The organism is Wenyingzhuangia gilva (genome assembly GCF_030519655.1).
GTDB lineage: Bacteria > Bacteroidota > Bacteroidia > Flavobacteriales > Flavobacteriaceae > Wenyingzhuangia > Wenyingzhuangia gilva.
The window spans coordinates 132,359-152,254 of sequence record NZ_JAUMIT010000004.1 but is presented as its reverse complement, the minus strand read 5'-3'; the positions used below and the strand labels follow the sequence as shown (position 1 = coordinate 152,254).

Genomic DNA, 19,896 nt, shown 5'->3' with positions numbered 1-19,896 from the left:
AAAAATGAAAAAGAAACTCCTTATCTGTATCATGATCCTTATATCTTTTGGGGCATTTGCACAAAAAACGATTGAAAATCCTGCTTATGAAGTATCCAAAACCGGACTATTTAACATTACCAAAATAGAACTTACGGACACAGAAACCAAAGTGTATATAAATAATACTTTTTTACCTAATTGGTGGGTTACTTATAAAGCAGACACCTATCTAAAAGATTGTGATACTGGTAAAAAATATACCATTACAAAAGTAGAAGGAGTAGACTTTGATGAAAAACAATGGATGCCTGATTCTGGAGAAACTAACACTATTGTTATTTTTTCACCTCTAGACAAAGGCGTTAAAAAAATAGATTATAACAACACCATTTTTGGAATTTCATTATCAAAACAACAAGAAGAAAAAAAAGAAAATGAAGTTCCTAAAAAAGTACAAAAATGGTTCAAAAAAGAATTGTCAAAAGTTAAAACCACTCCTTTAAAAGATTTTAACAGTCCTGACTTTTTTAACCAAAAACCTGCCAAGTTAATTGGATACATAAAAGGATACGACACAAGACTAGGCTTTAAAACAGGAATTATGTACATGTCTAATAACATTACAAGAGAAGACTATCCTATTGTTGTAGAAATTTATGAAGATGGTCGTTTTGAAGCTGAACTCCCATTAATACATCCAGAATACACTTATGTTTCATTAAACAAAGCCGTTTTTTCTATATACATAGAACCTGAGCAAACGCTTGCTATGGTTTTAGATTGGGAAGAATTTTTAATTGCAGATAGATTTAAAAACGATCGTCATCAATTTAAGGATATTACTTTTTACGGTCCTTTATCACAAGTTAATTACGATTTATTGGCTTATGATAAAAATGATTTTGATTATAAAACATTTAGCAATCAAAAAAAAACCATCACACCAAAAGAGTTTAGCAAAGTACAAACAAGAACTCACAAAAACAACAGCATCCGTTTGTTAAAACACTTAACTACACACCAAGTTTCTGACAAAGCAGCCACTATATTGAGAAATAAAAATGCTTTAGAAAATGCAAACCACCTATTTAATTTTGTGATGAACAGAGATTACTACGCCAAGCAAGACACATTAAACAAAGTTTTAAAAGTACCTGTTCCTACTAATTATTATGATTTTTTACAGGATATGGATTTAAATAACCAAAGTTTATTGGTAAATCGAGATTTTTCAGAATTCATCAACCGTTTTGAGTATTGTGAGGCATTTAAAACCGGACCTTTATATTCAATATCTAAATATAGAAAAACATTTCTTGAATATATAACTGATAACAATATTCAAATTGATGAAGCGTATAAAAATTTATTGACATCACACAATGAATTAGACGGAGAAAACAAAATAAACTTCTTTAAAAAACACAAAGAAACATTTAATGTATTCCAAAAAAAATATGAACAGGAATACAAACAATATCGTCATTCAGAAATACTATACGATAGTGTAAAAATTAAACATTGGAAACAAAAAGATTCCATCTTAAAAAACACTTTGCAATTAGAGAACAATCTAGTGTATGAAACAGCCAAAATAAGAGGGCTTAAATTTGAATTTGGTCGTCTAAAAAAAGAACATGCTGTACAGTATTGGAATGAGCTACAAGAAAACATTACAAGTCCCTTTTTAAAACAAGAAGGAGACAGAATGTTCAACAAAGCATTTCCATCATCCGATAACACCAACGTAACTACTAAACTACCAAAAGGTACAGCTACAGATGTTTTTAATAAAATTATTGCTCCACACAAAGGAAAAATATTGTTTGTAGATTTTTGGGCAACCTCTTGTGGACCATGTGTGGGTGGAATTAAACGCATGAAAGAAACCAGAGAAAAATACAAAGACAACCCAGATTTTGATTTTGTATTTATTACTGACGAAAGAGGTTCTCCACAAAAAACCTATGATAAATTTGTAAAAGAACAAGATCTAAAAAACATTTACAGACTACCTACAGACGACTATAACTACTTACGTCAACTTTTTAAATTTAATGGAATTCCAAGATATGTAGTCATTGATAAAAAAGGAGATGTGATTGATGGTGATTTCCCTATGTACAACTTTGATCGTTTATTAAATGACATCATCACAACACATAAATAAAAGTTAAATCCACTTAATTAATAAAATTCAAAAAAATGAAAAAGAAACTTTTTACTTACTTATTAGCTCTAATTACTTTTGGAGTTTTTGCTAACAAAACGATTGATGATCCTATTTACGGTTTAAATAGTATTCCTGGTTCTATCACAAAAATAGAGTTATTAGATGATGCTACAATTTTACACTTCCATATAAAATTTAAACCTAAAAATTGGATTAAAGTTTTAAAGGAAACTCGTTTGGTAGAAATTGAGAGTGGTAAAGAATATTTTGCTATAAAAACAGAAGGAATTCCTTTTAACAAAAAACATTATTTAGATGAAACAGGAGAAATTGACTACAAGGTTTATTTTCCTAAAATCCCTAAACACCTTACAAAAATAGACTTTAAAGAAGGAAGATGGTTTACTTATGACTTAGTTCTTAACAACAAAGATTTACCTACCATTCCTAAACAAATTAAAGGAAGCTGGTTACAAACCAATGGAAGTGGACTTTGTGATTATATTTTTAACAATCAAAAAGCGTTAATTAATAAAGAATTATGGAAATACAAATCCGTAAAATCTAAAAAAAACAAATACACCCTAGTTTTAGAAAAAGATGGAAAAGAAAAAATCATCAAAGCTAAATTAGAGAAAGATGGACTTTTAAGCATTAAAGAAGATAAAAGCAAAAAAGGAAGCTATACCAAAACCTTACAAAACAATGCAAACTATACCTCAAAAAGCAATAGAGGATTAGAAACGCCAAATATTAAATTAGGAAAAGCTATTTATAGTGGAGTTATTAAAGATTACACCCCTAGAGTTGGAATTAAAACAGGAATGGTTTATGTAAATAATAATTTTACAGGAGATCAAGAGCAACATATTGTTAAAATAGCAGAAGACGGAACATTTAAAGTAGAACTTTCTATTGGACATCCTCAAGTTATTTTTTCTAGAGTTTTTAACAATAGTACTTCATTTTACATCTCCCCAGGAAAAGAAACTTTTCATGTAATTAACGGAAAAGAAAACTTATTTATGGGTGATTTAGCGCAAGTAAATACCGATTTAGAGAAAATGAAGGATATTAGAATAAACGGAATTGATCAAAAAACAAGAGAAAACATCTTACAAATAAAACCAGAAGATTTTAAAGCGATTTATACCAAACAACACGCGGAAGCTTTACAAGAGTTAGAAACACTAACCCAAACAACCTTTATCAGTAAAAAAGCTTTAGAACTAAAAAAACTAGCCCTAGAATACAGAACTTTAACACAGGTGCTTTCTTACGATATGTATTCAAGATCAGCCAAAAGAAATTTAAAACCAGAAGAATTAAAAGATCTTCCTAATTATAAACTAGATAAAACTTATCTTTCAGAAATTACTCCTGAGATTTTAAATAATAAAAAAGCAATCATGGCTAATGGTTACAGCTTTTTTATAAATTATTTTACTTTTTTAGATATCTTTAACAGCAAAGTAAATCACCCTATTACATCAAATGATGTTTTAACATATCTACAAACACAAAACATCAATATTCCTCAAGAGCAAGTAGCTGCTGTTAAAGCTAATGAACTTTTAAACACTCCTGAAAAACAAGAAAGACAAGATGTTTTTAATCAAAAGTATGGCATGAGGTTAAATTCTTTTTACAGAACAAATTTGGCTACGATTCAAAAAATACAGAAAGAGCAACCTAACGAAGATACTTACCAAATTTTAAAAGAACAACTGAAAAATGAAGGAAAACTAAGTCCTTTAGACGAAGAAATGTTGATTGCAATGGATAACATAACTTCTCCAGAAGAAAAAGCAGCAGTAAAAGCCTTTCAAGAAAAGCATGGAGAAGCTCTAAAAGAATTCAAAACCAAGTATTCTAGTAAGTTTATTAGTCTTTCAACTAAAAAGTATTACGAATCTAAAAGAGAGAACATGAAAGAAATTTTAGGTTTAGACACTTCTTTTGTGTTTGATATATTCACCTTACAAATGTATGCCAGACCGTTGACTACCGATCTAGTCCCTTATAGCGCTACAGAATTAAAAAACATAAAAAAAGATATTACAAATAAAGACCTAGCCAATTATATAGATATTGCCAACAACAAAACCATTGAGACTTTAGAAGCCAACAAAACCAAAACAGGTTACCACGTGAACAAAGTGGAAAAAACAGAAGGTGATGAACTTTTTGAAAGTATGATTGCTAAGTTCAAAGGAAAAGTGATTTATGTAGATTTTTGGGCTACTTGGTGTGGACCGTGTAGATCTGGGATTCAGAGAATTGCTCCCTTAAAAGAAGAAATGATAGATAAAGACGTGGTGTTTTTATACATCTCTGCTCCTAGTTCCCCAGAAAAAACTTGGAAAAATGCCATTCCAAATATCAAAGGAGAACATTACAGAGTTACCCAAGATGAATGGAATTATTTAAAAGATAAGTTCAAAATTTCAGGAATTCCTCACTATGCTTTGGTGAATAAAAAAGGTGAATTGGTAAATCCTAAATTGGGACATCACAGCAATAGTGATATCAAAAAAATATTAGAGGAAGAATTAAATAAACAATAAAAACTAAAAACCATGGCCATCACATTCTTATCCTCTTTTATCCTTTCTCTTGCAAAAGCAGGGATTTGGATTTCTTTTGGAATCTTAATTTACAAACATCATGATTTTTTGTTATTACTCATCACCAATAAACTTATACCCGACCATGAAACTCCTTTAAAGAAAAAGGAAGATATTCACAAAATCATAAAATGGATTGGGATTTGTATCATTGTCACCGGAATTGTTACAGCGCTTGCCAGTTCACTTCCCATAATAATGAGCTTGATATAAAAAAAAACGCATGGTTTTAGTCCAATGCTATCAAAAAAAGAGGATGGAGTAAAAACTTCATCCTTTTTCTTTTTTCATTATCTTCATCTTCCAAACTTAATACAACACTATATTCAAATGAAGAAAGTATTATTATTATTTATCTGTTTTTTCATTACCCTTAACAATCAAGCACAAAATGAACCTTATCGAAGTGATCTTTTATGGGTAACCACTCCCAACCATTTAGATTGGTTATACCACACAAACGAAGAAGCAAGCATTACCATTTCAGTTTATGAATATGGTATTTTACAAAAAGATATTGAAGTTGCCTATAGTTATGGACCCGAATTAATGCCTAGTGAAAACAAAGGAACCATTACGCTTAAGAACGGACAAGGATTACTTTCCATTGGAACCATGACTGAACCTGGTTTTAAAGATTGTCAATTAAAACTTACTTTAAACGGACAAGAATACAAACATCATATCAAACTTGGTTTTGATCCTGAAAAACTGAGACCTTATACTATGTTCCCTAGTGATTTTGTTCAATTTTGGCAAAATAACAAACAAAAAGCATATGAATGCCCAGTGGACTTTACCAAAGAATTTGTTCCAGAATACTCTAATAACAAAGTAGATTGTTATCTAATCAAGCTACAAACTTTTGAAAAAGGAAATTATGTTTACGGTTATTTAACAATTCCTAAAAAATCTGGAAAATTTCCTGTGGTATTCTCTCCTCCAGGAGCTGGAATCAAACCCATGAATCCTTTAAAACACCTGTTTTATGCAGAAAGTGGTTATATTAGGTTTGATATGGAAATTCATGGTATTAGACCTAATTTAGACAAAGAAACTTACAAAGAAATCAGTAAAGCTTTTGGAGATAAAAACAACAGTTATTTGGTAAATGGTTTAGATGATAGAGACAATTATTACATGAAAAAAGTCTACTTATCTTGCGTTCGTGCCATTGATTACTTAACCTCATTAAAAGAATGGGATGGTAAAAATGTAATTGCCCAAGGGGGAAGTCAAGGAGGTGCCTTGGCTTTAATCACCACAGGATTAGACAAAAGAATTACCGCCTGCGCTGCCAATCATCCTGCATTAAGTGACATGGCTGGTTACAAAGCCAACAGAGCTGGAGGCTACCCTCATTTGGCGAATAAATTTGACAATATGTTGACTCCAGAAAAAATAAATACTTTGTCTTATTATGATGTGGTAAATTTTGCAAAAATCATTGATGTACCTGTATTTATGACCTGGGGATATAACGACAATACTTGTCCACCAACCACCAGTTATATTGTATACAATGCCATTCATAGCAAAAAAGAAAAACTAATCACCCCTATCAACGAACATTGGGTGTCTACCACTACACGTCATCGTATCTTAGATTGGATCAGTAAAAACCTAAAATAACTGTCTTATCACAAGTGTAAACATGACATAATATTTATCAACTAAATATTTAATATGTTAGATTAGCGGAAAAATTTTATCAACCAAAAAAAATCAATGCAAAGCTTAAAGAGAAAAGTTGGCGTATTAGGTCTTAGTGCAAACATTATCAACACCATTGTAGGAGCAGGAATATTTGCTTTACCTGCTATTGTGGCGGCAAACTTAGGATCGGCTAGTATATATGCTTATTTATTTTGTGGAATTCTTATTACCTTGGTCATGCTTTGTTTTGCAGAAGTGGGTAGTAAAGTTACCTCATCAGGAGGGGTTTATTCTTATATAAAATCTTCTTTTGGCCCTTATTTTGGTTTTTTAACCGCCATACTATTTGTGATTTCTGCCATTTCTGCCGATGCTGCCGTTACCAATGCCATTACAGATTTGTTAAGTTCTATCTTTCCTTTTTTTAAATCTAAAACGGTAAAAATAATATTCTCTTTCCTTGTCTTTTTTGGATTAGGCTACTTAAATGTGATTGGAATTAAAGAGAGTATCCGAATGATTAAAATCATTACCATTATTAAGTTAATCCCTCTTTTGTTATTGGTCTTCTTTTCTTGGCAAGATGTTACTGTTCAGAATCTTGCTATTAATAACATTCCTGATTTTACTCAAATTGGGAAAACATCATTACTGTTATTTTTTGCTTTTCAAGGAGCAGAATCGGCTTTGTCTATTAGTGGTGAAATCATTAATCCTAGAAAGAACATCCCAAAAGCTATATTCATAAGTATTACCGGGGTGTTGATCCTTTATATTTTAATACAAACCGTATCTCAGGGAGTTTTGGGAGATACGCTTCCTAATTTTAGTAAAAATCCTTTGAGCGAAGTAGCCAATCATTTGGTTGGACCTATCGGTTTTACGGTATTAACCATTGGAGCAGGAGTTTCTATGTTTGGTTATTTAAGCAGTGAATCTTTGGGAATTCCTAGGGTTTTATACAAAGCAGCAAAAGACAATACTTTACCAATTAAATGGTTGGCTAAAATTCATCCAAAATTTGAAACGCCTTATACGGCTGTGATTGTTTACAGTGTAGTTGCTTTTGTATTTAGTCTTCTAGGTGGTTTTCAAGAATTGGCCATTATTGCAAGTGCCACCATCCTTTTGGTCTATCTGGGAGTCTCATTATCTGTGATCAAACTTAGAAAAAACAAAACTTTTGATAAGAATGATTTTAAACTTCCTGGAGGAGCTACCATTCCAATTTTATCTGCAATCATCATCATTACTTTGCTTTTTAGTTTAACCAAAGCAGAAGTCATTGGTATTGTTGCTGCAACCATTATTTTAACTTTTTTATACTTATTAAAGAAAAAAAAATATCATTAAAATTCTTTACAAGATATTTTAACAACCTATGTTTTTTTGACCTACATTCGATAAAAATATAGTCGATGGAACGCAAAGTACAATTGGTAGAAAATTTGTTTTACCAATTAGAGCAAGATACCGCTCAATTTAAAAAAGCATCAGGCATTGGTTGTGTTGCTGGTTGCGGAAAATGTTGCACACACCCAACTATTGAAGCCTCTCCTTTGGAATTTTTACCATGGGCATTTCATTTATTTTTACACGGAGAAGCAGAAAAAATGCTAGATACGCTTAACGAAAGACAATCCCCTACTTGTTTGTTATACTCACCTCTTTCTATTATAGACAATAACAGTGGTAGTTGTAGCAATTATAAATACAGAGGATTAATTTGTCGCTTGTTTGGTTCTGCAGCCAATACAGACAAGTACGGAAAATTAAGACTGGCTACTTGTAAAATTATTAAAGAAGGTCAGTCTAAAAACTACAACAGTACTGTAGAAGCCATCAACAATGGTTTGTCTGTGCCTATTTTTACCGATTACTATATGCAATTAAATCAAATAGATTTTCATTTGGGAAATCAAATGTTACCAGTCAACAAAGCACTTAAAATAGCCATAGAAGAAGTACTACAATATTATGCTTACAGACCATTTCCAAATCCTTTAGAAAAAATTGCCTAAGGGTTTCTTTAAAAAATGTATATTGTTATTGTTTATTATTTGAAAGATCAAACATGAAGCATATTTTTACCCATACAATACTATTTTTTTTACTTTGTTTTAACACTTTAGTCTTTTCTCAAGACAAAATTGTTACAGATAGCATCCAAAAATCTAATGATAGTATTGCCCAAAACAATGATTCTATCAATCTTGCTTTGTTAGATAGCTTTAACAAAAAACTTCAAGAAATTCAGATAAAAAGAATAGCCGATTCTATTAAAAAAGTAGAATTAGAAAATACTTTAAAATCTCTTAAAACAACTGATAATATTCAAAAACAAGAATTATTAAAGCAGTTGCAAGAAATTGAGCAAAGTGAATTAGACAGAATTTCTGAAAAAAAAGCCAGAATTGATGCCCTTAGAAAAACAGCCAAAGGTTTTCCTGTAGTAGGCGTTTTACAAGATACTTTATTCTCTATTTACACCAAAATTGGATCTTCAACTCCAAAAGAAAGAGCGAATAACATTTCTAAAAAAATTGAAAATTTATACAATGATGATTTTCTAAATATTGAAGAAATTCAAGTAACAAAATACGAGAATAGCTATGATATTGTGTATAAAGAAATCATCATTATGAGTATTTCTGAGGCAGATGGTATTTGGTACAATCACACCATTAAAGACACTGCAGATAGATTTAAGAACACCATTCAAAAAGCCATCATTACTGCTAGAGAAGAAAACAGTTTAAAAAAACTATTGATTCGTATTGCCTTAACTTTAGGGGCTATTTTGCTTACTTGGTTCATCATTAAAATGGTGACTCGCCTTTTTGTAAGGCTTGATAATATCATCAAAAAAAATCAAGAAAATTGGCTAAAAGATTTAAAATACAATGATTATGTATTGGTTTCAACAGAACAAGCTTTGGTATTGGTTTCATATATCTTTACAGCCTTAAAGATTATTGTTTATTTCCTTTTACTTTACATTACCCTACCCATTATCTTTAGTATTTTTCCATTTACAAGAGATTGGGCTGATACTTTGTTTGGATTGATTTGGAATCCCTTAACCAATGTATTTAGTAGCTTTGTTTCCTTTTTACCCAACTTATTTAGTATTGCCGTTATTTATGTGGTGATGAGATATTTCATCAGATTTGTACGCTATATCTTTAATGAAATTAAAAACGAAAAATTAAAAATCAATGGTTTTCATCCAGATTGGGCCATGCCTACTTTTGGAATTGCAAGGGTTTTATTATATGCCTTTACCATTGTGTTAATTTTTCCTCATTTACCAGGAAATGATTCCAGGGTATTCCAAGGGGTATCAGTATTTGTTGGTATTTTATTTTCCTTAGGTTCTTCTACTGCCATTGCAAACATGGTGGCTGGTTTGGTGATTACTTATATGCGTTCTTTTAAAATTGGAGACAGGATAAAAGTGAATGATTTAAAAGGAGATGTGATTGAAAAAACCTTGTTAATTACCCGATTAAAAACAGTAAAAAATGAAATCATTACTGTTCCAAACTCTACTATTCTAGCGAGTAATATCATCAACTATTCTAGTATTGCCGATGAAAATGGTTTGATACTACATACCACAGTTACCATTGGTTACGATGTGCCTTGGAAAACAGTTCACGAAGCTTTGATTGAAGCTGCTATTAGAACCGAAGCCTTATCTAACACCCCAAGACCTTTTGTATTACAAACCAGTTTGGATGACAATTATGTGTCTTACGAAATAAATGCTTACACCAAAATAGTAGCAAAACAAGCCGTTATTTATTCAGAATTACATCAAAACATTCAAGATGTTTGTAACGAAATGGGCATAGAAATTTTATCTCCTCACTACCGTGCCAATAGAGATGGAAACATGACCACCATTCCAAAAGATTATTTAGATAAAAACTATAAGGCTCCTAGTTTTAATGTAAATATTCATAAAGACAAAAATGAATAATCAATAAAAAAGCGCTTAGAAATTTCTAAGCGCTTTTTTTTACAGTTGTTTTTCCAAATAATGAAAATCTATATGGTATTGATCTTTTAAATCTTTAATCTTATTATTGATGTCTTTGGCATCTACTTTTTTAGTGGTTTTAGAACCCACCAACATCACATTTTTACGAGTGTGTTCGTTAGAAATAAACTCAAACACTTTGGTACTGTATTGATGTTTTTCCATAATCAAAGCACGAATGGTATCCGTAATCATTTCAAACTGTCGTTCTTTAAAAATCCCATACTTTAAAATAGGACTCTCCTGCTCTGTTCCTTTTAATTGTTGACGGACTTGTTTATGGCAACAAGGAGCACAAATTACCAAACTTGCATTGGCTACAATTCCTTTGGCAATAGCATCATCTGTGGCAGTATCACAAGCGTGTAAGGCAATTAATATATCAATCTTTTTATTGTCGTAATCCTGAATCAATTTGTTTTCAAAATGCAATTCTTCAAATCCACATTTTGTTGCCACATCATTACAATATTTTACCAAACCATCACGCAATTCAATTCCCGTGACAGAAACTTCTTTATGTCTATCGTTTTTTAAATAATCATACAAGGCAAAAGTCAAATACCCTTTTCCAGACCCCATATCTACAATCTGAATCTTTTTAGGCAATTTTGCACCGTTGATTAAACCTTCAATAATTTCTAAATACTTATTTATCTGGCGATATTTATCCGCCATTTTAGGAATAACATTTCCTTCTTTGTCGGTGACTCCTAAATGAAACAAATACTCTCTGTTAGCAGCACGTTTTTCTTTAGGCCTGTCGTGCGTTTCTGGCAACTTGTTGGTAAAACTAGGAGCTACTTTTTTAAGCGTTACCGCTTTCTTTTTAGACACAAACACCTGAATGTCATCTGGCAAAGTAAATACCACCGCAGAACGAAAAGTATTCATCAACAAATCTGAAATTTGTTCCAAAGCCTCTTCCATAGAAAAATTCTTCACCACATCATTGGTTTTGTTACGATACGTAAACTGAAATTTTTGTTGATCCTGAATGGTCACCAAACGAACGTATATATTTCTTAAACCATCGTTTTTACGAATCGGCTTGCTAAACGTCATCTTTACAAACGTATCAGCCACAATGCTGCTTTGAATCTCTTCAAAAAGTTCTTTAAATTCTTCCATGATGCAAAATTAGACTTTATTAGCGGATGAAAAAAACATATATTTATCTCATGAAAACATCTTTTAATTTTCTGATTGTTTTATTCTTTGTAAGTGTTGTTTACACCTACGCTCAAGAACAAACAAAATCTACTAAAGTTGGATTGGGAACTTCCTTATTCAATTTAAATGAAAGCTTTGACAATTTATTCTTTTATAACAATTCCAGCCCTGTATTTGTAAGCCTACTAATCAATAAAAAATACAGAATAGAAACCATCCTAAACTTGTCAATCATCGACAACAAAGAAGATAGAATTTTAAAATCTAGAGGTTCTATTACATTTGGTTTTGATTTTTTAAAACCTCTAAATGACAAGGTCAATATTTATTTTGGACCTAAAATAGGTTACAACACTAATGAAACTAAATTATTCAATGCTCACATAGGAGGTGAATATTTCTTTTACAAATCTTGGTCTATTAGTAATGAAATTGGATTAAACTATTTAACTACCTATGAGAACTATTTACAAACCACAAGTAGTATTATTCTAAGGTTTTATTTTTAATAACATGTTCAATAAAATTAAAATTCTCTTTGTATTTCTAAGTATCTGTTCATGCAACCTGGAAACAGAAGATTTTAATACCGCTTATGATATCATCATCATTGCTGGACAATCTAACACAAACCAAGGATATGGTATGAACTCTGAGATTGACAAAACCGATTCTAATATTTATCAACTAGGCCGTTATTCTCTATACAACCACGTTATTATTCCTGCCCATGAACCTTTACAACACCATACTTCTGACGATGATAAAATTGGATTTGGATTAACTTTTGCCAAACTGTATAACAAAACTGAAAAGGCAAATAAAAATCCTATTTTAATTATTCCTTGCGGATACGGAGGTAGTTCTTTAAAAAAAGATTGGCAGTTTGAAAACTTTTTATATCAAGATTTGATTGAACGTGTAAAATTCATTCAAAAAAAATATCCCAAAAGTACCATTACTACATTTCTTTGGCACCAAGGAGAATCTGATGTGACTAATTCAGATTATCAAAAAATGTTAGATGAGTTTATAAAACAAGTAAGAATAGATTTAAACGAGGATATTCCTTTTATTTTAGGAGGTATGGTTCCATACTGGGTGAATCAACAAGAAAGTAGAATCCATCAACAAAACATCATTAAAGATACTCCTAATAGAATCTCAAACACGAGTTATGCTGATCCTGAAATCCCTTTTGTTATTCATAAAACAAACAACACTGTTGATGAAATTCATTATGATGCCCAAGGGCAAAGAGAACTAGGAAAAAGATATTTTTCAGCATATCAAGAATTAATAAAATAGCTATGTTTTTTTTTGTATTTTTGCCGAAAATTAATAACCTAAATTATTGAAAACAAATCGATTAGATTTTATAGACATTGTTAGATCTGTTGCTATTATCATGATGTTAGAGGGACATTTTATGACCCTTAGTTTACAACCTGCTTTTCGAGATCCGGAAAACCCTATTTATAGTTTCTGGAAATTCTCTAGGGGAATTACGGCTCCTTTATTTTTATCCATTTCAGGATTAATTTTTACTTATTTACTATTAAAAAACAAAACACAAGGTTGGAACAACCTTAGGGTTCAAAAAGGTTTTAAAAGAACTGGTGTTTTAATATTATTAGGATACTTATTACAATTTAACTTATACACACACTTTTTTGGGGACAGACCTTTGTTTACAAGTCTTACCCAAATATTCCATGTGTTGCAATGTATAGGATTGTCATTGTTTTTATTAATCAGCCTATATCTTTTCAATCATTATGTCTTAAAAATTTCTTTGGGATTTATATTAGGCGTGTTGGGACTTTTTGTTATTATCATTTCCCCTACTATTTATGAGTTGAACTATGCTTACGTTCCTCGTTTTTTAGAAAACATATTAATCGTGAGCAAAAACACCAACTTAAACACCTCTGTTTTTCCATTATTCCCTTGGTGTGGATATGTTTTTATGGGAGGTGCTTTGGGAAGTGTCATCGTAAAATTAAAAGACAAAGCACATCACTTTGCTTTTCCGTTTGGGCTGATTGGTTTGGGATTGTTAATCAAATACCTTACTTATCCTATATTGACCGGAATTCAATATTTACCAGGATTTAGCTCTTTAAAACCTTTTCAATATGAATATGAACCTGTTCGTTTTTCTCAGGTTTTAATTTTTATTGGAATTATTGTATTGTTACATAAAATCATCATTACTATCAAAGAATCCAAACAACTACAAATGCCTAGTTTGGTCTTTCATGTGTTGTTAGTGGTTGGATTTGCTTTGGGATGTTATTCTTTTACTTTTCCTTTAGAAAGCACCTCACAAAACATCATTGCTTATACCTTATTTTTTGTTCCTATTGTGATTACGCTTTGGAAGTTAACAGGATGGAATTATGCCACGTTTTTAAACATTGGTCAAAACACACTATCGGTCTATGTACTTCATGTAATTATTTTGTATCAAGGATTTTTTGGATTTAAATTTGGTGCTTATTTAAAAGACAATTTAAACCCGTTTTTTGCCATCTCTGGAGCCATTACCTTTGTATTCTTCTTTTTAGCTTGGACACAATACGAGCCTGTTTTGGTGAATCAGTTGCAAAGACTAAAAGTCAGATTTAAAATAGTGAAAAGAAAAATACAATATAGAACAAGCTCTATATAGTCTCGTTTTTTGTTAAAAATCTTTGAAAAATACCTCCTTTAAAGTCCCTGATTTTATCTAAATTTGCGCTTTAAGTAAAATTTGAACAAACTTCATTGATAATGATATTATTCTTTCAAAAAAATACGACTGTTTTTGCAGTACAAACTTCAGCTCAATCTCCTGAAAACATTCAAAAACTAGAATGGTTATTTGGAAACGCTAAACAAGTAAATAGTAATCATCTTGAAGGTTTCTTTATAGGGCCTCGTAGAGAAATGATTACTCCATGGAGTACCAATGCTGTAGAAATTACTCAAAACATGAGTATCACCGGTATTGAAAGAATTGAAGAATTCACCGTAGTTGACTCTAAAGAAGCAGCTATTGATCCTATGTTACAAAAAATGTACGAAGGATTGAATCAAGAAACTTATACGATTGATGTAAAACCTCAACCTATTTTAGAAATTGAAGACATCAAAGCGTTTGATATACAAGAAGGATTGTCTTTAAGTGATGAAGAAATTGCTTACTTAGAAGACATGTCTAAAAGAATTGGACGTAAATTAACAGATTCTGAAGTATTTGGATTTTCACAAATCAACTCAGAACACTGTAGACACAAAATATTTAACGGAACATTTGTGATAGATGGTGAAGAAAAAGAAACTTCATTATTTAAAATGATTCGTAAAACTTCTAACGAACACCCTAACGGAATTGTATCTGCTTACAAAGACAACGTTGCTTTTGTAAAAGGACCTAAAGCTATTCAGTTTGCTCCTAAAACAGCAGACAAACCAGACTTTTACGAAACCAAAGAATACCAGTCTGTGATTTCTTTAAAAGCAGAAACGCATAACTTCCCTACTACTGTAGAACCTTTTAATGGTGCTGCAACAGGTGCAGGTGGAGAAATTAGAGACCGTTTGGCAGGTGGACAAGGTTCTTTGCCTTTGGCAGGAACTGCTGTTTACATGACTTCTTATTCAAGATTAGAAGCCAACAGACCTTGGGAAAACTTAGAAGAAAGAAAGTGGTTGTACCAAACACCTATGGACATCTTAATCAAAGCTTCTAATGGAGCTTCTGATTTTGGAAACAAATTTGGTCAACCTTTAATTTCTGGTTCTTTATTAACTTTTGAACACGAAGAAGCAAATAAAGATTTTGCTGATGCTGATTTAAGAACTTTAGGGTTTGATAAAGTAATCATGCAAGCTGGTGGAGTTGGATACGGAAAAGCTGAACAAGCGCTAAAACACGACCCTAAAGCAGGAGATAAAATTGTGATTCTTGGTGGAGACAACTACCGTATTGGTATGGGAGGTGCAGCAGTATCTTCGGCTGATACTGGAGCGATGGATTCGGGAATTGAATTAAATGCAGTACAACGTTCTAACCCAGAAATGCAAAAACGTGCTGCCAATGCCATTCGTGGAATGGTAGAAAGTGATATCAACCCAATTGTTTCTATTCACGATCATGGTGCAGGAGGACACATGAACTGTTTGTCTGAATTGGTAGAAGAAACTGGGGGATTGATTGATACAGATAAATTACCCGTAGGTGATCCTACTTTATCAGCAAAAGAATTGATTGGTAACGAATCTCAAGAAAGAATGGGATTGGTCATCAACCAAAAAGATATTGATTATTTAGAGCGTGTGGCGTCTCGTGAACGTTCTCCAATGCACACAGTGGGAGATGTAACCAACGACAACCGTTTTACTTTTAAATCTAGCACTACAGGAGCTGCTCCTATGGATTTAGATTTAAATGATATGTTTGGATCTTCTCCAAAAACATTTATGCACGACAAAACAACTCCTCGTAAATACGAAGAAGTGGTTTATGACAATAAAGACTTACAACAAAACTTACAGACTGTTTTACAGTTAGAAGCCGTGGCTTGTAAAGACTGGTTAACCAACAAAGTTGACCGTTGTGTGGGTGGTAAAGTTGCCAAACAACAATGTGCAGGGCCTTTACAATTACCGTTAAATGATGTAGCGGTAATGGCTTTAGATTACAATGGTAAAGAAGGAATTGCCACTTCCATTGGACATGCTCCTGTTGCTGCCTTGATTGATGAAGCTGCAGGTTCTCGTAATGCGATTGCTGAATGTTTAACCAACTTGGTTTGGGCTCCATTAGAAGAGCAATTGACTTCAGTTTCTTTATCTGCAAACTGGATGTGGCCTTGTAAAAATGAAGGAGAAGATGCTCGTTTGTACAATGCTGTAAAAGCAGTTTCTGATTTTGCTATTGATCTAGGAATCAACATTCCAACAGGAAAAGATTCTTTGTCTATGAAACAAAAATATCCTAATAAGGATGTCATTGCTCCTGGAACTGTAATTATTTCTGGAGTAGGACACTGTAACGATATCAAAAAAGTAGTAGAGCCTGTCTTCTCTAAAAAAGAAGGAAATGCTATTTACTATATCGATTTTTCTTCTGATGCATTCAAATTAGGAGGTTCTTCTTTTGCACAAGCCTTAAACAAAATTGGAACCGAAGCACCAGATGTTAAAGATGCAGCCAAGTTTAAAAAGGCTTTTAATACAATTCAAACTTTAATAGAAAAAGGATTGATTACTGCAGGACACGATATTTCTGCAGGTGGATTGATCACAGCTTTATTAGAAATGTGTTTTGCTGATGTAAACTTAGGAGCTAATATTGATATTACTGGATTAGGAGAAGCAGATACAACCAAAGTATTGTTTGCAGAAAACGCAGGGGTTTTGGTTCAAACTTTAAATCCTTCAGAAGTAGAAACTATTTTAACAGCAGCAGGACTAAAATTTGCAAATATTGGTAGCACTGTTGAAACTGAAGTAGTGACTTTGGTTAACGGACAAACCTCTGAAATATTTAATGTAGCTGAGCTAAGAGATGTTTGGTACAAAACCTCTTATTTATTAGACAAGCAACAATCTGGAGAAGCAAAAGCGACAGAAAGATTTAACAATTATAAAAATCAAGCCTTAGACTTTACTTTCCCTACTCATTTTACAGGAAAATTACCTAAAATAGCAGCAGCTAAAAAACCCGTAGCAGCAGTATTACGTGAAAAAGGATCGAATTCTGAACGTGAAATGGCCAACGCATTATACTTAGCTGGTTTTGAGGTAAAAGATGTGCACATGACCGATTTAATTACAGGTCGTGAAACTTTAGAAGAGGTAAACTTTTTAGCAGCCGTTGGAGGTTTCTCTAACTCAGATGTTTTAGGATCTGCCAAAGGATGGGCAGGAGCTTTCTTATACAACCCAAAAGCCAAAGCTGCTTTAGACAATTTTTACGCTCGTAAAGACACCTTGTCTTTGGGAATTTGTAACGGATGTCAGTTGTTGATAGAATTAGGATTGATCAACCCAGACCATGCAGAAAAACCTGTAATGTTACACAACGATTCTCATAAACACGAATCTGGATTTACTTCTGTAAGCATTCAAGAAAACAATTCAGTAATGTTAAACACTTTGGCTGGAAGTACCTTAGGAGTATGGATTTCTCATGGAGAAGGAAAATTTAACTTGCCTTACGAAGAAAGTAAATATAACTTAGTAGCTAAATATGGTTATGAAGGTTATCCATCTAACCCTAACGGTTCTAGCTATAATACTGCAATGATGACATCTACAGATGGTCGTCACTTGGTAATGATGCCACACATTGAACGTTCTATTTTCCAATGGAACTGGGCAAACTACCCTACGGACAGAAACGATGAAGTTTCTCCTTGGTTAGAAGCTTTTGTAAACGCTAAAGAATGGTTAACGAAGTAATATATAGAGTACTGAATAAATAGTATTGAGTATTAATAGGTTAGTAAAACTTTTCGTCATTCTGAACTCGTTTCAGAATATCATAAAACAAACTAAAATCCCGCTAGTATTTCTAGCGGGATTTTTTTTATAGAATTTTATACTGTGTAAAAACACAATTGTTTATAAAAACATTAAAAAGTATCTTTAAAAACAATATTGAACTTTAAAAGTTCATTTATAGAAAGTTTTGCATAAATACAATAATAATAATAATAGAATGATGTATTTAGGAATAATTGGTATTGGAGAATTAGTTTTAGTAACAATAATGCTGATTGTAATTTTACCTACAATACTGGCTCTTATTGATATTTTAAAAAATGAGTTCACTGGAAATAATAAAATTGCATGGCTTTTAGTTGTTTTATTTACAAGTTTTATAGGTGCTATCCTGTATTTTATAATAGGAAGAAAACAGAAATTATCAAATACAAACGACTGAAATTTTAAATATGATTAAACTTATTAAAAACTCCTATAGAGAATTATTTTTATTTCTAAAAAAACCTGTTGACAAACCTGACAATAACACAACATTAAATGAAAAAATTTTAAAACTGTTTTTGATTTTAATTTTAGACCTTGTAATTAGTACTATAATTATATTATTGTTATCAATCCTTGAGAAATATGGACTGTTTTCAACAGAAAATTATAAACTAGAGTTACTTAAGTCAATGTCTAAGAGTGAAGTTATTATTTTGTGTATAATTGTTATACCTATAATTGAAGAACTAATTTTCAGGCTGTATCTAAGATATAAGAACAATTACCTTCTTAGACTTTTAGTCTCATTGTTTTATATAACCGGAAGAAATAGAAAAAATCTCATCGAAAAACGAATTAAAAAAATATGGTACAGTAAATATGGCTATATATTCTACTTTTCTGCAATTCTATTTGGATTTGTACATATTCTCAATTATGATTTAAACAAAAATCTACTAATCTTTATGCCAATAATAACACTTCCACAAATTTTTGTTGGGATTTTAGCTGGCTATTTAAGAGTACGTTTTAATTTAATTTGGGGATATTTATTACATGCCATTCATAACTTAGTGTGTGTTCTACCATTTCTATTTATTGGAAATAACTATGATGATTTAACAAACACAGATAATTATTTCATTAAAATAGAAGAAACAGTTCAAGAAGAAACAAACCCCAAATTTAACATATATCGAGATTCTATCTATGTAAGAAAAGCTAAATTGAAGAATATTATTGCTTTCACAAATAATACAAACGTATTTCTTGTGGAATCGAATAACATCAGAAAAATGGATAAGGAGTATAATCTAACTTACAAAAATAAATCTGATTCTAATTTTATTAATCGAAAAGTAATCAACAAATATTTAATGGATTCATGCAACTATAAAATAAATTGGGAATCGAGACCAACTAAAAGTTGGAAATTGGTTGTTGAAGATTCTTTGAAACTAATATCGTATAGAACCGATTCTGTTAGAGGAAGTTATGTTAATGTTTCAAAAGATAGTGCATCAATTCATAGGGTGGAATTGAATGGTATTGCTTATGCAATACAAGAATCAACATCGAAAAATATATTTCTGAAAGATAAGATAGACGGACGATATAACATAAAACTAAACACCGCAGACACAACAGATATTAAAAAGCAATTACGTTCAATTTATGGTCTTAACTTGACTGATACTATTGCAGAGGTAAACCACTTAATAATTAATTTTGAAAACATAAAATAACAGGCTACTATA

Annotated in this window: 14 protein-coding genes; 13 read left to right on the top strand and 1 reads right to left on the bottom strand. The window is 31.6% G+C overall.

Annotated features, from left to right (window positions below; genetic code table 11):
- Positions 1-4 precede the first annotated feature (4 nt).
- The 7 genes from QVZ41_RS09480 (at position 5) to QVZ41_RS09450 (ending at position 10,423) form a co-directional block, all read left to right on the top strand.
- On the top strand, positions 5-2,152 hold the full coding sequence (locus QVZ41_RS09480) for a TlpA family protein disulfide reductase (RefSeq protein ID WP_302884331.1): 2,148 nt from the start codon (positions 5-7) through the stop codon (positions 2,150-2,152).
- A 35-nt stretch (positions 2,153-2,187) separates the two neighbouring features.
- The gene (locus QVZ41_RS09475; RefSeq protein ID WP_302884330.1) at positions 2,188-4,722 is read left to right on the top strand and encodes a TlpA family protein disulfide reductase; all 2,535 of its coding nucleotides are present in this window, start codon (positions 2,188-2,190) and stop codon (positions 4,720-4,722) included.
- Between the two features lie 12 nt (positions 4,723-4,734).
- A complete protein-coding gene (locus QVZ41_RS09470; RefSeq protein WP_302884329.1) occupies positions 4,735-4,995 on the top strand; it encodes a hypothetical protein in 261 nt (86 codons plus the stop codon).
- Between the two features lie 117 nt (positions 4,996-5,112).
- Positions 5,113-6,414 (top strand): acetylxylan esterase, encoded by a 1,302-nt coding sequence (locus tag QVZ41_RS09465; protein WP_302884328.1) that lies wholly within the window; start codon positions 5,113-5,115, stop codon positions 6,412-6,414.
- A gap of 96 nt (positions 6,415-6,510) precedes the next feature.
- Entirely contained in the window at positions 6,511-7,791 is a 1,281-nt protein-coding gene (locus QVZ41_RS09460) for an APC family permease (RefSeq protein ID WP_302884327.1), read from the top strand.
- 65 nt (positions 7,792-7,856) lie between these two features.
- Entirely contained in the window at positions 7,857-8,459 is a 603-nt protein-coding gene (locus QVZ41_RS09455) for a YkgJ family cysteine cluster protein (protein WP_302884326.1), read from the top strand.
- A gap of 53 nt (positions 8,460-8,512) precedes the next feature.
- On the top strand, positions 8,513-10,423 hold the full coding sequence (locus QVZ41_RS09450; protein ID WP_302884325.1) for a mechanosensitive ion channel family protein: 1,911 nt from the start codon (positions 8,513-8,515) through the stop codon (positions 10,421-10,423).
- A gap of 39 nt (positions 10,424-10,462) precedes the next feature.
- Here QVZ41_RS09450 and QVZ41_RS09445 read toward each other — a convergent pair whose 3' ends face one another.
- Positions 10,463-11,614, bottom strand: a complete 1,152-nt coding sequence (locus QVZ41_RS09445; RefSeq protein WP_302884324.1) for a class I SAM-dependent methyltransferase — start codon at positions 11,612-11,614, stop codon at positions 10,463-10,465.
- Positions 11,615-11,664: 50 nt separating this feature from the next.
- On the opposite strand from QVZ41_RS09445, the gene QVZ41_RS09440 reads away from it, so the two are divergent.
- The 6 genes from QVZ41_RS09440 (at position 11,665) to QVZ41_RS09415 (ending at position 19,884) form a co-directional block, all read left to right on the top strand.
- Complete coding sequence (locus QVZ41_RS09440; RefSeq protein ID WP_302884323.1) at positions 11,665-12,165, top strand: hypothetical protein; 501 nt, start codon at positions 11,665-11,667, stop codon at positions 12,163-12,165.
- 4 nt (positions 12,166-12,169) lie between these two features.
- Positions 12,170-12,964: a sialate O-acetylesterase gene (locus tag QVZ41_RS09435; RefSeq protein ID WP_302884322.1), complete on the top strand. Its 795-nt coding sequence runs from the start codon at positions 12,170-12,172 to the stop codon at positions 12,962-12,964.
- 46 nt (positions 12,965-13,010) lie between these two features.
- On the top strand, positions 13,011-14,330 hold the full coding sequence (locus QVZ41_RS09430) for a heparan-alpha-glucosaminide N-acetyltransferase domain-containing protein (protein WP_302884321.1): 1,320 nt from the start codon (positions 13,011-13,013) through the stop codon (positions 14,328-14,330).
- A 101-nt stretch (positions 14,331-14,431) separates the two neighbouring features.
- Positions 14,432-18,109 carry a phosphoribosylformylglycinamidine synthase gene (gene purL, locus QVZ41_RS09425; protein ID WP_302884320.1) on the top strand — a complete coding sequence of 1,226 codons (3,678 nt, stop codon included), beginning with the start codon at positions 14,432-14,434 and terminating at the stop codon, positions 18,107-18,109.
- Positions 18,110-18,368: 259 nt separating this feature from the next.
- Positions 18,369-18,593: a PLD nuclease N-terminal domain-containing protein gene (locus QVZ41_RS09420; protein ID WP_302884319.1), complete on the top strand. Its 225-nt coding sequence runs from the start codon at positions 18,369-18,371 to the stop codon at positions 18,591-18,593.
- Between the two features lie 10 nt (positions 18,594-18,603).
- Positions 18,604-19,884: a CPBP family intramembrane glutamic endopeptidase gene (locus tag QVZ41_RS09415; protein WP_302884318.1), complete on the top strand. Its 1,281-nt coding sequence runs from the start codon at positions 18,604-18,606 to the stop codon at positions 19,882-19,884.
- The last annotated feature ends 12 nt before the right edge of the window (positions 19,885-19,896 follow it).

Excerpts from the sequence above, each read along its gene's own strand:
- QVZ41_RS09435 (WP_302884322.1), top strand. The coding sequence starts at position 12,170 with ATGTTCAATAAAATTAAAATTCTCTTTGTATTTCTAAGTATCTGTTCA.
- QVZ41_RS09475 (WP_302884330.1), top strand. The coding sequence starts at position 2,188 with ATGAAAAAGAAACTTTTTACTTACTTATTAGCTCTAATTACTTTTGGA.
- QVZ41_RS09440 (WP_302884323.1), top strand. The coding sequence starts at position 11,665 with ATGAAAACATCTTTTAATTTTCTGATTGTTTTATTCTTTGTAAGTGTT.
- QVZ41_RS09455 (WP_302884326.1), top strand. The coding sequence starts at position 7,857 with ATGGAACGCAAAGTACAATTGGTAGAAAATTTGTTTTACCAATTAGAG.
- QVZ41_RS09415 (WP_302884318.1), top strand. The coding sequence starts at position 18,604 with ATGATTAAACTTATTAAAAACTCCTATAGAGAATTATTTTTATTTCTA.
- purL (WP_302884320.1), top strand. The coding sequence starts at position 14,432 with ATGATATTATTCTTTCAAAAAAATACGACTGTTTTTGCAGTACAAACT.
- QVZ41_RS09480 (WP_302884331.1), top strand. The coding sequence starts at position 5 with ATGAAAAAGAAACTCCTTATCTGTATCATGATCCTTATATCTTTTGGG.
- QVZ41_RS09445 (WP_302884324.1), bottom strand. The coding sequence starts at position 11,614 with ATGGAAGAATTTAAAGAACTTTTTGAAGAGATTCAAAGCAGCATTGTG.
- QVZ41_RS09460 (WP_302884327.1), top strand. The coding sequence starts at position 6,511 with ATGCAAAGCTTAAAGAGAAAAGTTGGCGTATTAGGTCTTAGTGCAAAC.
- QVZ41_RS09465 (WP_302884328.1), top strand. The coding sequence starts at position 5,113 with ATGAAGAAAGTATTATTATTATTTATCTGTTTTTTCATTACCCTTAAC.
- QVZ41_RS09470 (WP_302884329.1), top strand. The coding sequence starts at position 4,735 with ATGGCCATCACATTCTTATCCTCTTTTATCCTTTCTCTTGCAAAAGCA.
- QVZ41_RS09450 (WP_302884325.1), top strand. The coding sequence starts at position 8,513 with ATGAAGCATATTTTTACCCATACAATACTATTTTTTTTACTTTGTTTT.
- QVZ41_RS09420 (WP_302884319.1), top strand. The coding sequence starts at position 18,369 with ATGATGTATTTAGGAATAATTGGTATTGGAGAATTAGTTTTAGTAACA.